Genomic DNA, 14,071 nt, shown 5'->3' on the forward strand with positions numbered 1-14,071 from the left:
GTGCAATCCTAGGGAAGATAAAGCACTCTGGCGCAAAGCCAGCGGGAATGGCGCATGTCACGGGGCGGGCAGGGATGACGGAAACAGACGGCCAGACGCGCCGAAGCCGCAGGCGGGGGCTTGTGCTCAGCCTGCTGGGCGGTTGCGTTTTGCTGCTTGCGGGGGCTGTGATTTTGATCACCGTTCTGGCCAGCAGCCATCAGGCGCTCACCGCGCCGGGCTGGCTGAAATCCCGCATCGAGGCCCGCATCAACGGGGTAACAGAGCGCATCGATCTTGGCTTTGAGGGCGTCGGCGTGCTGATCAATGCCCGTGGCGAACCCACGGCGCTGCTGCGCGAGGTGACGCTGCGCGACACTGCCGGCACCGAGATCGCGCAGGTCGGGCGGATCGCGCTATCCATCGCGCCGCGTGCCGCGCTTTCAGGGAGCGTTGTGCCCACGGGGCTGGTGATCGAAGACACGCGGCTTCTGCTGCAACGGGGCGCGGATGGGCGCTTCAACCTCGATTTCGGCGCGCCCGGCGGGCAGGCGCTGGTGTTTGACGATCTGCCCGGCATGGTGGACGCGCTGGAAGCGCTGCTGGACACGCAGGGGCTGGCCCGTGTGGAGCGCGCCGAGGCGAAAGGCATTTCCCTGCGCTTCGAGGACGCCCTGCGCGGCGTCATCAGCGAGGCGGACGCCGGCCGCGTGGCGCTTAACCGGGGCGCGGAAGGCCTTGAGGCCGAGGCCAGCCTGAAGCTGCCCGGCTACGGCGGCGCTCAGGCGGATCTGGCGCTGACCGCGCGCACGAAATCCGACAGCGCCGAGGCCGCTTTCACCCTCGCGCTCTCCAATGTGGACGCCCGCTTTCTGGCCGCCCATGAGCCCATCGCGGCCTTCCTCACCGGCGTGGATGCGCCGGTGTCCCTCACCGCCGCCATCGGCTTCACGCCGGAGGGGGCCTTCACCGATCTCTCCGGCACGCTGGAGATCGGCGCGGGCAAGCTGCAGCCCAACCCGGCCACGGCGCCTGTCAGCCTGCAGGCCGCCCGCGCCGAGCTGCGCTATGATTTCGCCCGCGCGATGTTTGCCGTGGAGGCGCTGCAGCTGCGCTCCGACGCGCTTAAGGCCTCCGGTGCGGGCAAGGCCTACCTGAAAGACTGGGAGAATGGCGTGCCAAAGGCGCTCGTGGCCCAGCTTGCGCTCACCGGCGTGGAGAGCCCCGGCGGCGATCTCTTTGCTGAACCGCTGGCCTTCGCCGATGCCTCTGTGGATCTGCATTTCCGCTTCTCGCCTTTCCTGATCCGCGTCGGGCAGGCCACGCTGTTTGACGGCGAAACCCGCCTGCAGGCCAAGGGGCGCGCCGAGGCCAAGGCGGACGGCTGGCATGTGGCGCTGGATGCGCAGGCCGACAGGCTCTCGACCGATGCGCTCGTGCGCTACTGGCCGCTGTCGCTGCGTGCCAAGACGCGCAACTGGATGGTGAACAACCTGCGCGGCGGCACGGGCTTCAATGGCCGCGTCGCCCTGCGTCTTGCGCCCGGCACGGATCCGGTGGCGAGCCTTGCGTTCGAATATGAAGGGGCGGAGGTGAATTTCCTGCCCAACTACCCGCCGATTTCTGCCGCGCGCGGCTATGGGCAGATCGACGGGCCGAGCTTTGCCATCCATATCACCGAGGGCGAGGTGCGCGAGGGGGCGCGTGTGGCCGATGTCTCGGGCAGCAGTTTTCGCATCAGAGATATGCGCATTCGGCCCAGCATCGGGCAGGTGGATCTGAAGGCCGAGGCCGATCTGGGCGATCTTCTGCACCTGCTGGATCTGCGCCCCCTGCGCCTGATCTCCCGCGCCGGGCGGCAGCCGGATCTGGCCGAGGGGCTGGCCCATGCCGAGGCGCAGCTTGTCTTGCCGCTCAGCAAGGAGACGCGCGGGCCGGACGTGGATTTCACCGTGACGGGCCAGATCGAAGAGGTCCGCAGCGAGGCTCTGGTGCCGGGGCGCGTGCTCTCGGCCCCGGTGATGGATGTGGCCGTGGACGCAGACTCGATCCGCATCGGCGGCGCGGGCGATCTGGACGGCGTGGGGTTCAACGCGCTCTGGCGGCAGCCGCTGGGCGCGGCGTTCAAGGAAGGCAGCTCGGTCACCGGGGTGCTCGATCTCTCGCCGCAATTGGCCGAGAGCTTCCGCATCGGTCTGCCGCCCGAGGCGTTTTCCGGCAAGGCGCAGGGGCGGATGGAGATTGCCCTCCGTCCGGAAGAGCCGCCAAGTTTTGCGCTGGAGGCCGATCTGGCCGGGCTTGGCCTGAACATCGCCGCCCTTGGCTGGCGCAAGGCTCCCGGCGCGGACGGCCAGCTTCGGATGGAAGGGGCCTTCTCCACGCCACCCGCCATTGACCTGATCGCGCTGGATGCAGCGGGGCTATCGCTGTCCGGCAACGTTGCCTTACGCCCGGACGGCAGCCTCAGCCGCGCTGTTTTCGACGAGCTCAGCCTTGGCAACTGGCTGAAAACACGCGCGGAACTGCGCGGGCGGGATCAGGGGCAGACCCCGGCACTCTCCCTCACCGGGAGCCTCTTGGATCTGCGCCGCGCGGCCTTGCCTGAAGGCAGCGGCAACGGCGGCGGCGCGCCCGTGAACGTGGCGATGGACCGGCTACAGATCGCGGGCGATATCTACCTGAGCGCGTTCCGCGGCCAGTTCGGCGCGGGCGAGGGGGCAGGGCGCTTCACCGGGCGGCTCAACGGCGTCGCGCCTGTCACCGGCCAGCAGATCACCACGCCTGCCGGGGTGGGCTATGATCTTGTGGCGGCGGATGGCGGCGCGGTGCTGGCCGCGCTTGGCGTGCTGAAGAACGCCAATTCCGACGGGCTGGAAATCCGCCTGCGCTCGCGTGCGCAAGCGGGCCACTATGACGGCACGCTGCGCATGGGCAAGCTGCGCCTGCGTGGCGCGCCGGCGCTGGCCGAGATGCTGGGCGCGGTCAGCGTGGTGGGCCTGCTGGATCAACTCAACGGCAATGGCATCGTCTTTGACGAGGTGGAGGGGGAATTCGTCTTGACGCCGGAGCGGCTGGTGATCACACGGGGCAGCGCGGTTGGGGCCTCGATGGGGATCTCGATCGATGGCACCTATGCGTTTGCGGAGAAACAGATGGATTTCCAAGGGGTTGTCTCGCCCGTCTATCTTGTCAACTCGGTCGGTGCGGCGCTGACGCGTCGTGGCGAGGGGCTGTTTGGCTTCTCCTACCGGCTCATCGGCCCGGTCAGCGCACCGCGCACGCAGGTGAACCCGCTGTCGCTGCTCACGCCGGGCATGTTCCGCGATATTTTCCGCCGCCCGCCGCCGGAGGTGTCCGAATGACCCAGAGCCTGAAGCTGAGCGATTTCGATTTCGATCTGCCGGACGATCTGATCGCCACACGGCCCGCCGTGCCACGCACCTCTGCGCGGCTGCTGCAGGCCACGGCCAGCCAGACGCTGGACCGCCACGTCTTTGATCTGCCCAGGATCCTGCGCCCCGGCGACAGGCTGGTGCTGAACGACACCAAGGTGATCCCGGCGCGGCTCGAAGGCCTGCGCCACCGCGACAGCGCGCAAGGGCCGGTGGCGGCGCGCATCTCGGTGACGCTGCTGGAGCCGCGCGCCGATGGCACATGGCTGGCGCTGATCAAGCCGCTCAAGAAACTCGCCGTGGGCGAAAGCATCCTGTTCGGCGATCTGCTCGCCGCGCGGCTGGTGGAGAAGAGCGAGGGCGAAGCGCTTCTGGCCTTTGATCGCACCGGCGAGGATTTCGACGCTGCACTGCAGGCCGTCGGCGCCATGCCGCTGCCGCCCTATATCGCCGCGAAACGCGCAGCCGACGCGCAGGACAAGGTGGATTACCAGACGGTCTGGGCGAAGAACTCAGGGGCCGTGGCCGCGCCCACAGCCTCGCTCCACTTTGATGATGCGCTGCTGGCCGACCTCGCGGCGATCGGCGTGGGCTTCACCCATGTCACGCTGCATGTGGGCGCGGGCACTTTCCTGCCGGTGAAGGTCGATGACGTGAGTCAGCACAAGATGCATTCCGAATGGGGCGCGGTTTCGGAGCAGGCTGCGAGCGAGATCGCCGAGACCCGCGCGCAAGGCGGCCGCGTGATCCCCGTGGGCACCACCGCGCTGCGCCTGATCGAAACGGCGGCGCGCGACGCGGGCGAAGTGCGCGCTTGGGAGGGGCCGACGGATATTTTCATCACGCCGGGCTTTGCCTTCAAGGCCACGGATGCGCTGATGACGAACTTCCACCTGCCCAAATCCACGCTGATGATGCTCGTCTCTGCCCTGATGGGGATGGAGCGCATGAAAGCGATTTACAGCCACGCCATTTCCCATCACTACCGCTTTTTCTCCTACGGCGATTCGTCGCTGTTGTGCCCCAACGAGCCCTGAACCCAAAATTTTCCGTCGTTTTCAGGCGGTAGACGTGACAGTCTGGATGCCATCCTGAAGGCGACGAAAGGATAAACGATCATGCTACAGGTCCTCAGCCACTCCTGGGCGCTGCTGCTCGGGATGCTCCTCCTGATGGTCGGCAACGGCCTGCAGGGCACGCTTCTGGGTGTGCGCGGCGCGATCGAGGGGTTCTCGACCTTCGAGATGTCGATCGTGATGTCGGCCTACTTCCTTGGCTTTCTTGGCGGCTCCAAGCTGGCGCCGCAATGGATCCGCAGGGTGGGCCACGTGCGCGTCTTCGCCGCCCTCGGTTCGATGATCTCCGCCGTGCTGATCCTGTATCCGACCTTCGCCCACCCCTGGGCCTGGACGCTGGGCCGCGTGGTGATCGGCTTCTGTTTCTGCGGCGTGTACGTGACGGCAGAAAGCTGGCTCAACAACGCCGCCAGCAATGAAAACCGCGGAAAGGCGCTGTCGCTCTACATGATCGTGCAGATGGCGGGCATCGTCACCGCACAGGCCCTGCTGGCCTTTGGCGATCCGGCGGGCTTCATCCTCTTCATCATCCCGTCCGTGCTCGTGTCGATCTCATTCGCGCCGATCCTGCTCTCGATCAGCCCGACGCCGGCGTTTGAGACCACGAAAGGCATGTCGCTCAAGGAGCTCTACGGCATCTCACCCCTAGGCTGCGTGGGTATGGCGCTGCTGGGCGGCGTGTTCTCGGCGCAGTTCGGTATGTCCGCCGTCTACGGCACCGAGGCCGGTCTGACGGTGAAACAGATCTCGCTCTTCGTCTCCGCCATCTACATCGGCGCACTTTTGCTGCAGTTTCCCATCGGCTGGATCTCGGACCGGATGGACCGCCGTACATTGATCATGATCGTCGCCGCCGTGGGCGGGGCAGGGGCCGTGCTTGGGGTGCTCTCCGGGGGCAACTTCATCTTGCTGCTGGCCAGCGGCTTCCTGATCGGCGGCACGTCAAACCCGCTGTATGCTCTGCTCATCGCCTATACCAACGACTTCCTTGAAGTGGAGGACATGGCGGCGGCCTCCGGCGGGTTGCTCTTCATCAACGGTCTGGGCGCGATCATCGGCCCGATCACCACCGGCTGGGTGATGTCCACCGTCGGCCCCTGGGGCTACTGGGGCATCCTCGCAGGCCTGATGCTGGGCCTCGCAGGCTACGCCGTCTACCGGATGACACAGCGCCCGGCACCTTCCCAAAGCGAAGACAACGTCTCTTACGCGCCGGTCATGCCGAGCGCCTCGCCCGTGGCCGTTGGCGTGGCGCAGGAGATGTTCATCGAAAGCGCGCAGGAAGAGGAAAACCACAGCGCGCAAGCCGATGCACCGAAAGGTTAACGCAAGCCTTGCTAAAGTATGAATAATTTGTAACGATTCCCTTGTCTGGGGGAGACACGGCAAATGGAGGCCGCACATGCTACGCCCTGAAGACGTCCTTGCCTTCTGGCTGGACGAGATAGGCCCCGAAGGCTGGTATGCCGGCGGGGAGGAGTTGGACGAACGCGTCCGGGCTCTGGCGGAACCCACCTGGAATATGGCGATGAAAGGCGGCTGTGGCCTTTGGCTCACGTATCCGAGCGGTGCGCTGGCCTATATCATCCTCATGGACCAATTCCCCCGGAACATGTTTCGCAACACCGGCAAGGCGTTTTCGTCGGATTTCGCGGCCCGCGCGGCGGCGAAGATCTCGATCAAGAAGGATTGGGACATGCGCATCGACGAGCCTGCGCGCCAGTTCTTCTACCTGCCGCTGATGCATTCCGAATGTCTTGACGATCAGGAACGCTGCGTGCGCCTGATGCTGACGCGGATGCCGGAAAGCGGCGAGGCGAACCTGTTCCATGCCAAGGCGCACCGCGAGGTGATCCGCATGTTCGGGCGATTCCCCTACCGCAACGAGGCGCTGGAACGGGCCACCACCGCACCCGAATGCGCCTTTCTGGATCAGGGCGGCTACAGCGCCGCGATGGAAGCGGTGCGCGCCTGAAACTGGCCCGCGATTTCAAAAGCTTGCGCTCCGCCGCCTGAACCGGCGGCGCGGCGCGATTGCCCCGCTGCGCGGGATTGTTTAACGTCAAACCAATTCAACTTCTGCAAGGGTTTGACATGGCTGCCTCCTCTTTCGACATGATCGTGATCGGTGCCGGGCCAGGCGGCTACGTGGCCGCCATCCGGGGCGCGCAACTCGGGCTGAAGGTGGCCGTCGTCGAACGAGAGCATCTGGGCGGGATCTGTCTGAACTGGGGCTGCATCCCCACCAAGGCCATGCTGCGCTCTGCCGAGGTGTTCCATCTGATGGAGCGCGCCAAGGAGTTTGGCCTTTCCGCCGACAAGATCGGCTATGATCTGGACGCTGTGGTGCAACGCTCGCGTGGGGTGGCCAAGCAGCTGTCGGGCGGCGTCGGCCATCTGCTGAAGAAGAACAAGGTCACCGTGGTGATGGGCGCGGCCAGCATCCCCGCGCTGGGTAAAGTCAGCGTGAAAACCGAAAAGGGCAGCGAGGAACTGACGGCCAAGAACATCGTTCTGGCCACCGGCGCGCGCGCCCGCGAACTGCCGGGGCTGGAGGCCGACGGCGATCTCGTCTGGACGTATAAACACGCGCTCACCCCGCCGCGCATGCCCAAGAAACTGCTGGTGATCGGCTCCGGTGCCATCGGCATCGAATTTGCGAGCTTCTTCAACACGCTGGGCGCTGATACCACGGTTGTGGAAGTGATGGACCGCGTGCTGCCCGTCGAGGATGCGGAGATTTCCGCCTTCGCCAAGAAGCAATTCGTGAAACAGGGCATGACGATCATGGAGAAAGCCATGGTCAAGCAGCTGGACCGCGCCAAGGGCAGCGTCACCGCCCATATCGAGACCGGCGGCAAGGTGGAGAAACACACGTTCGATACGGTGATCTCCGCCGTGGGTATCGTTGGCAATGTGGAGGGGCTGGGGCTGGAAGCGCTCGGCGTGAAAATCGACCGCACCCATGTGGTGACGGACGCCCATTGCCGCACCGGTGTCAACGGGCTCTATGCCATCGGCGACATCGCCGGCGCGCCCTGGCTGGCCCATAAGGCGAGCCACGAGGGCGTCATGGTCGCCGAGCTGATCGCGGGCCAGCACGCGCATCCCGTCAAGCCCGAAAGTATTGCGGGCTGCACCTATTGCCAGCCGCAGGTCGCCAGCGTCGGCTATACCGAGGCGAAGGCGACGGAACTGGGCTACGAGATCAAGGTGGGGCGCTTCCCCTTCATCGGCAACGGCAAGGCCATCGCGCTTGGTGAGCCGGAAGGCATGATCAAAACGGTGTTTGACGCCAAGACGGGCGAACTTCTGGGCGCGCATATGGTCGGCGCGGAAGTCACCGAACTGATCCAGGGCTACGTGGTGGGCCGCCAGCTGGAAACCACCGAGGAGGACCTGATGCACACCGTCTTCCCCCATCCGACGCTCTCGGAAATGATGCATGAAAGCGTGCTGGACGCTTACGGGAAGGCGATCCACTTTTAATCGATAAGGCAGGGGCGCGAAAAAGTGGGAGGCATGCGATCTGCCTCTCGAAGCTTTTGTGCTCTTCTTTCAATACCGGAAGGCGAGTTTAGCCTAATTCCAGACCTTCCTACTTTTTGCATGCTTTCTCAATGCCGCAAAGCTATAGGCTGCAATCTGATTTGATGGAGAGCAGCGAAGGTTTGACCAATTCATGGAAGGGAAGACCAGCCAATTTCTGCGCCAGTTACTGAATCAGATTTTTTGCTGCCTGTGCGCAATAGAGGCTGGCGCGGTTGTTGTCATTGTTGGACTGATTTTGTCGACTCGCGAAGCCATTACAATCAAAGAAATTTTAGACTCTTGGCTGCTTGGCCAGATTTTCATCCTTCCAGTGTTTCTTGTTTCGGCGCCCTTTCTTATTCTATTGCGCTGGGTTTTGCGCGTCCTGTTCCGGAGCACACGTCGCCTCTGTCTGCTGACCGGGGTCGCAGTCGGCCTTGCGCTCTCTTTCAAGTACGCCACCGACGAGTGGCATGATTGGTTTGAATGGGCTTATATTTTTTCCGTTGGAATGATGGCCGGCTTCGCTGGGGGATTGGCGTGGTGGGCTGTAGAAAGCCCCATCTTGTATGATGACTCCCGATAGAGAAGGCGTATTGGAAGCTCGCGCTTCATCGGCTTACTGAAAACTGTTCCAAAAGGTGCCAAAGCCGGTGAGCAGCCGCGAAAGCTGCCCAGCCATCGGCAAGCCCCTCCGTGGCCTCGTGCCGCCTCTGACATCGCCGTTGAGACGCGCGGCCCCGTGCCGGGGCCGCGCGTTTCCTTTTACTCGACCAGCAAGGGCAGGGTGGCCAGCACCTTGCCGTCCTGATCCATGATGTAGCGGATCTCGTAAGCCCCCGGCTCTTCGGGAACGTTCAGCTGGAGCGGATTGCCATCCCGGGTGTAGCTGTAGGTGATATAGGCGCGTTCGGCATCGCCCACGGCGATGTAATCCGAGGGCGCGTCCGGGCCGTCCCACGTGACGGCAACCGTCGCCCCCGCAGCCGCCGTCGCCGGGGCGCTCAGGCTGACATTTGCCGCCTCTACCGTCAGCGGCACGCGGGCCAGCACGGCGAGCGGCTTGGTGTCGGCCACGTAGCGCAGCTCATAGGCACCCGGCTCCGTGGGGGCGGTGATCTCAAGCGGGCTGCCGTCGCGGGTGTAGCTGTAATTTCCATAGTCGCCCTCCGCCGCGTCGATAGGCACGATCGTCAGGTAATCGCCCTCACCGTTCGGCCCCTGCCAATCCACGGCAAAACGGGTGCCGATTACCACCGAGGCCGGGCTTTGGAGCGCGGCGCTCACCGCCGTCACCTCGATCGGCGCGCGGGCCTGAACAGAGGTGTTCTGCCCCTGCACGTAGCGCACCTCATAGGCCCCCGGCGTGCCGGGCATGGTGAGCCGCGCCGGGTTGCCGTCACGCATGTAGGCATAGGTGATCCACGCGCCATCTTCCGCGTCGGGTGCCGTGATGGCCACGTAATCATCGGCGTGCCCGGGCCCCGTCCAGGGGATGTCGATCACCGATCCGGCCGCCGCCGTGGCCGGCAAGTCGAGCCCGAAGCGCGCCGCGGCCACGGTGATGGGCACGCGCGCGATGATCTTCGCGTCGCGATCCATCGTGTAGACGATCTCATAAGCGCCCGGCTCGGCGGGCATGCGCAGATCCAGCGGCGCGCCGTCACGTGTGTAGCTGTAGGTGATCCAGCCGTCTTCACCGGGGGGCACGACGGCAAGGTAGTCGCCGCTGTAATCCGGGCCCGTCCACTCCACCGGCACAACGGCCCCCGCAAGCGGTGCCTGCGGCGCGGTGATCGTGGCGGTGACAGGAGACACCGTCAGCGTTCGGCGGGCCAAGGCGAAACCGCCCTCCATCACGTAGCGCAGCTCGTAAGCGCCTTCCGTGGCGGGCAGGGGGACGGCCACCGGGTTGCCATCGCGCACATAGGCGTAGGTCTCCCAGGCGGCCTCCTCGGCATCGGGCAGGGCGAGGGCAATGTAATCCTCACCGCCGCCCGGCCCGGTCCAAGCCACATCCACAGAGCCCCCCGCCATCGCGCTTTCGGGGGCCTCAAGGCTGGCCTCAGGCAGGGCGGTTGGCAAGTCCAACGTGACCGTCAGCGGCGCCTGCGCCACCGTGAAGCGGGCTTCCGCCGTCGCCTCGTCCGAGGGGCGCAGCACGGTGACCACATAACTCCCGGGCAACAGGACCTGCGCAAACCCGGCCGCCTCATGGCCCTCCTTGAGTGGCTCTGTTCCCGTCAGGCTCCAAATCAGCGGATCGGTGATGTCGCCGCCCTCGGGCATCTCGATCGCCCGGAAATTCACGGTCACCGGCACCTCAGGCTCTGGCGCAATGGCCACGGCCTGCAAGGCGCTCACCAATTCGTCAGCATTTGCTGCGGTGCGGAAGGTGCCGCCGGTCTCCTCGGCAAGGCATTGCATCTGCGCCAGCGCTTTCGGATCGGTGACATCAAAGCCCACCACATGGGCGGTGAAATCGACGCCGGTCTCCTCCAGAAGCCGCGCCGCCGCGCAAGGATCGGGGTTGCAGGTCTCGATCCCGTCGGAGATCAGGATTACCGTCGCCTTCTCCTCGGTGAACCGCAGCGCCTCGGCGGCGGCCTTCACCGCATCCGTCATCGGCGTCTTGCCCTTGGGCTTCACCGCGCGCACGGCGGCTTCCACCTCGCTTCGGGCAGCACCGGGGGCGATTACCGTTTCGATATCGGCGCAATCGCCCTTACGGCGGTGGCCATAGAGCGTGAGCCCCACGGCATGGCTTGCGGGCAGATCCCCAAGAAGCCCAGCCACCACCTCCTGTGCGATGGTGATCTTGGCGGTGCCGTCAATCTGGCCCCACATGGAGCCTGAGGCATCTAGTACAAGAATGCTGTTTTCCGCTTCCTGTGCCGTGGCCCCCTGTGCCACGGCACAGATGGCGGCGCATGTGGCCAAAATCCGTTTCATGAAAAAACCCTGTGTTCAAATCAATGGCGCAAGGCTAGCGGCACAGGCAGTTTCAGGTAAAGCTCCGGTGGCGGGACATGGCGGGGAATTTTCAGCGGATTTCGGCAGGTCGGGCGCCAAACCCTTCTCTGCGCGGCGAATTTGATTGACAGGCCCGAACGCAACGGCAGGACGTGTCGGCAATCTCACGCATGTTCACACAATGTTCGCATTTTCTCATTGGAGACTCGCCCCACATCGCCTATCTGTTACCCGTCTGGTAAGAGGTGGGGCATGCCCGAGCTGAAGAAGATCGAAGTGCGCGGCGCGCGCGAGCACAATCTGAAATCCATCGACGTGGACATCCCGCGCGATGAGCTTGTGGTGATCACCGGGCTTTCGGGCTCCGGCAAATCCTCACTCGCTTTTGATACGATCTACGCCGAAGGCCAGCGCCGCTACGTCGAAAGCCTCTCGGCCTATGCGCGCCAGTTCCTCGACATGATGGAAAAGCCCGACGTGGATCACATCTCGGGCCTCTCGCCCGCGATTTCCATCGAACAGAAGACGACCTCGAAAAACCCGCGCTCCACCGTGGGCACGGTGACGGAGATCTACGACTACCTCCGCCTGCTCTTCGCCCGCGTCGGCACGCCCTATTCGCCCGCCACCGGCCTGCCCATTGAGGCGCAGCAGGTCCAGGATATGGTCGATCGCGTCATGGGGATGGAGGAGGGCACCCGCGCCTTCCTGCTCGCCCCCATCGTGCGCGACCGCAAAGGCGAATACCGCAAGGAATTCCTCGAGTTGCGCAAGCAGGGCTTCCAGCGTGTGAAGGTGGACGGCGATTTCTACGAGCTTGACGAGCCGCCCACGCTCGACAAGAAATACCGCCACGACATCGACGTCGTGGTGGACCGCATCGTCGTGCGCGAGGGGCTGGAAACCCGGCTGGCCGACAGCCTGCGCACCGCGCTGGATCTGGCCGACGGCATCGCCATCCTCGAAACCGCGCCGAAAGAGGGCGAGCCCGAGCGCTTTACCTTCTCCGAGAAATTCGCCTGCCCCGTGTCTGGCTTCACTATTCCCGAGATCGAGCCGCGGCTCTTCTCCTTCAACGCACCCTTCGGGGCCTGCCCCTCCTGCGACGGGCTGGGGATGGAGCTGTTCTTCGACGAACGCCTCGTGGTGCCCGACGCCACGCTCAAGCTCTACGACGGCGCGCTGGCCCCGTGGCGGAAGGGCAAATCGCCCTATTTCCTGCAGACTATTGAGGCCATCGCCCGCCATTACGAATTCAACAAGAACACCCCCTGGAAGGATCTGCCCGCCCATGTGCAGCAGGTCTTCCTGCATGGCTCCGGCGAGGATGAGATCCGTTTCCGCTACGATGAAGGCGGCCGCGTCTACGAGGTGACGCGCAGCTTCGAAGGCGTCATTCCCAACATGGAGCGCCGCTACCGGGAAACGGATTCCAACTGGATCCGCGAGGAATTCGAGCGCTACCAGAACAACCGCCCCTGTGGCGATTGCGGCGGCTATCGCCTGCGCGAGGAAGCGCTCGCGGTGAAGATCGCCGGGCTGCACATCGGGCAGGTGGTGCAGATGTCGATCCGCGAGGCATACGAATGGTGCCAGACGGTGCCCGAAAGCCTGACGAACCAGAAGAACGAAATCGCCCGCGCCATTCTGAAGGAAATTCGCGAACGCCTTGGATTCCTGAACAATGTCGGCCTTGAGTACCTGACGCTCTCGCGCTCCGCCGGCACACTGTCCGGCGGCGAAAGCCAGCGGATCCGGCTTGCGAGCCAGATCGGCTCCGGCCTGACAGGCGTGCTCTACGTGCTCGATGAGCCCTCCATCGGCCTGCACCAGCGCGACAATGACCGTCTGCTCGGCACGCTGAAAAACCTGCGCGATCAAGGCAATACGGTGATCGTGGTGGAACATGACGAGGAAGCCATCCGCGAGGCTGACTACGTGTTCGACATCGGCCCTGGCGCCGGGGTGCATGGTGGGCAAGTCGTCTCGCAAGGCACGCCGCAGCAGATCGCCGCCGATCCGGCCTCGCTCACGGGGCAGTATCTCTCCGGGGAACGCGCCATTGACGTGCCCGCCGAACGGCGCAAGGGGAACAAGAAAAAGATAAAGGTTGTAAAGGCTTGCGGCAACAACCTGAAAGACGTGACGGTGGAGTTCCCGCTTGGGAAATTCGTCTGTGTCACCGGCGTTTCGGGGGGCGGGAAATCCACGCTCACCATCGAAACCCTGTTCAAAACAGCCTCGATGCGCCTGAACGGCGCGCGGCAGACGCCGGCCCCTTGCGAAACGATCAAGGGGCTTGAGCATCTGGACAAGGTGATCGACATCGACCAGCGCCCCATCGGCCGGACTCCACGTTCCAATCCAGCCACTTACACCGGGGCCTTCACGCCGATCCGCGATTGGTTTGCCGGTCTGCCGGAGGCGAAAACCCGCGGCTACAAGCCGGGGCGGTTTTCCTTCAACGTGAAGGGCGGGCGCTGCGAGGCCTGTCAGGGCGATGGGGTTATCAAGATCGAGATGCACTTCCTGCCTGATGTCTACGTGACCTGCGAGACCTGCAACGGCGCGCGCTACAACCGCGAGACCCTGGAGATCAAGTTCAAGGGCAAGAGCATCGCCGATGTGCTTGATATGACAGTGGAAGATGCTCGCGAGTTCTTCCAGGCGGTGCCCGCGATCCGCGACAAGATGGAAGCGCTTTCCCGCGTGGGGCTCGACTATATCAAGGTCGGCCAGCAGGCCACGACGCTTTCCGGCGGCGAGGCGCAGCGGGTGAAGCTGTCCAAGGAACTGGCCAAGCGCTCTACGGGCCGCACGCTCTATATTCTGGATGAGCCCACCACCGGGCTGCATTTCGAAGACGTTCGTAAGCTCTTGGAAGTGCTGCATGAATTGGTAGAGCAGGGCAACACTGTGGTGGTGATCGAACACAATCTCGACGTGGTGAAAACCGCTGATTGGGTGATCGACATCGGCCCCGAGGGTGGTGATGGCGGCGGCGAGGTCGTGGCCGTGGGCACGCCTGAGGACATCGTGAAGGAGCCGCGCAGCCATACGGGGCATTACCTGAAGGATCTGCTGGAAGCCGGGGTCAAGCGGCGGATGGCGGCAGAGTAG

At 64.4% G+C, this 14,071-nt stretch carries 8 protein-coding genes; 7 read left to right on the forward strand and 1 reads right to left on the reverse strand.

The window, feature by feature from the left end; all coding sequences use genetic code 11:
• The first annotated feature begins 47 nt into the window (after positions 1-47).
• The 6 genes from KVX96_RS09500 (at position 48) to KVX96_RS09525 (ending at position 8,564) form a co-directional block, all read left to right on the forward strand.
• Complete coding sequence (locus KVX96_RS09500; protein ID WP_261194163.1) at positions 48-3,341, forward strand: DUF3971 domain-containing protein; 3,294 nt, start codon at positions 48-50, stop codon at positions 3,339-3,341.
• Between the two features lie 8 nt (positions 3,342-3,349).
• Positions 3,350-4,408 carry a tRNA preQ1(34) S-adenosylmethionine ribosyltransferase-isomerase QueA gene (gene queA / locus KVX96_RS09505; protein WP_261195426.1) on the forward strand — a complete coding sequence of 353 codons (1,059 nt, stop codon included), beginning with the start codon at positions 3,350-3,352 and terminating at the stop codon, positions 4,406-4,408.
• Between the two features lie 81 nt (positions 4,409-4,489).
• Positions 4,490-5,773 carry an MFS transporter gene (locus tag KVX96_RS09510; RefSeq protein ID WP_261194164.1) on the forward strand — a complete coding sequence of 428 codons (1,284 nt, stop codon included), beginning with the start codon at positions 4,490-4,492 and terminating at the stop codon, positions 5,771-5,773.
• Between the two features lie 76 nt (positions 5,774-5,849).
• Positions 5,850-6,422 carry a DUF924 family protein gene (locus tag KVX96_RS09515; protein ID WP_261194165.1) on the forward strand — a complete coding sequence of 191 codons (573 nt, stop codon included), beginning with the start codon at positions 5,850-5,852 and terminating at the stop codon, positions 6,420-6,422.
• 119 nt (positions 6,423-6,541) lie between these two features.
• Complete coding sequence (lpdA, locus tag KVX96_RS09520; protein WP_261194166.1) at positions 6,542-7,936, forward strand: dihydrolipoyl dehydrogenase; 1,395 nt, start codon at positions 6,542-6,544, stop codon at positions 7,934-7,936.
• Positions 7,937-8,129: 193 nt separating this feature from the next.
• Positions 8,130-8,564 carry a hypothetical protein gene (locus KVX96_RS09525; protein ID WP_261194167.1) on the forward strand — a complete coding sequence of 145 codons (435 nt, stop codon included), beginning with the start codon at positions 8,130-8,132 and terminating at the stop codon, positions 8,562-8,564.
• A 179-nt stretch (positions 8,565-8,743) separates the two neighbouring features.
• Here the strand turns inward: KVX96_RS09525 and KVX96_RS09530 are convergent, their stop codons facing one another.
• A complete protein-coding gene (locus KVX96_RS09530; protein WP_261194168.1) occupies positions 8,744-10,930 on the reverse strand; it encodes a VWA domain-containing protein in 2,187 nt (728 codons plus the stop codon).
• A gap of 273 nt (positions 10,931-11,203) precedes the next feature.
• On the opposite strand from KVX96_RS09530, the gene uvrA reads away from it, so the two are divergent.
• Positions 11,204-14,071: an excinuclease ABC subunit UvrA gene (uvrA, locus tag KVX96_RS09535; RefSeq protein ID WP_261194169.1), complete on the forward strand. Its 2,868-nt coding sequence runs from the start codon at positions 11,204-11,206 to the stop codon at positions 14,069-14,071.

Origin of the sequence: Pseudoruegeria sp. SHC-113, from assembly GCF_025376885.1 — a bacterium.
In the GTDB taxonomy this organism is placed as follows: Bacteria; Pseudomonadota; Alphaproteobacteria; order Rhodobacterales; family Rhodobacteraceae; genus Pseudoruegeria.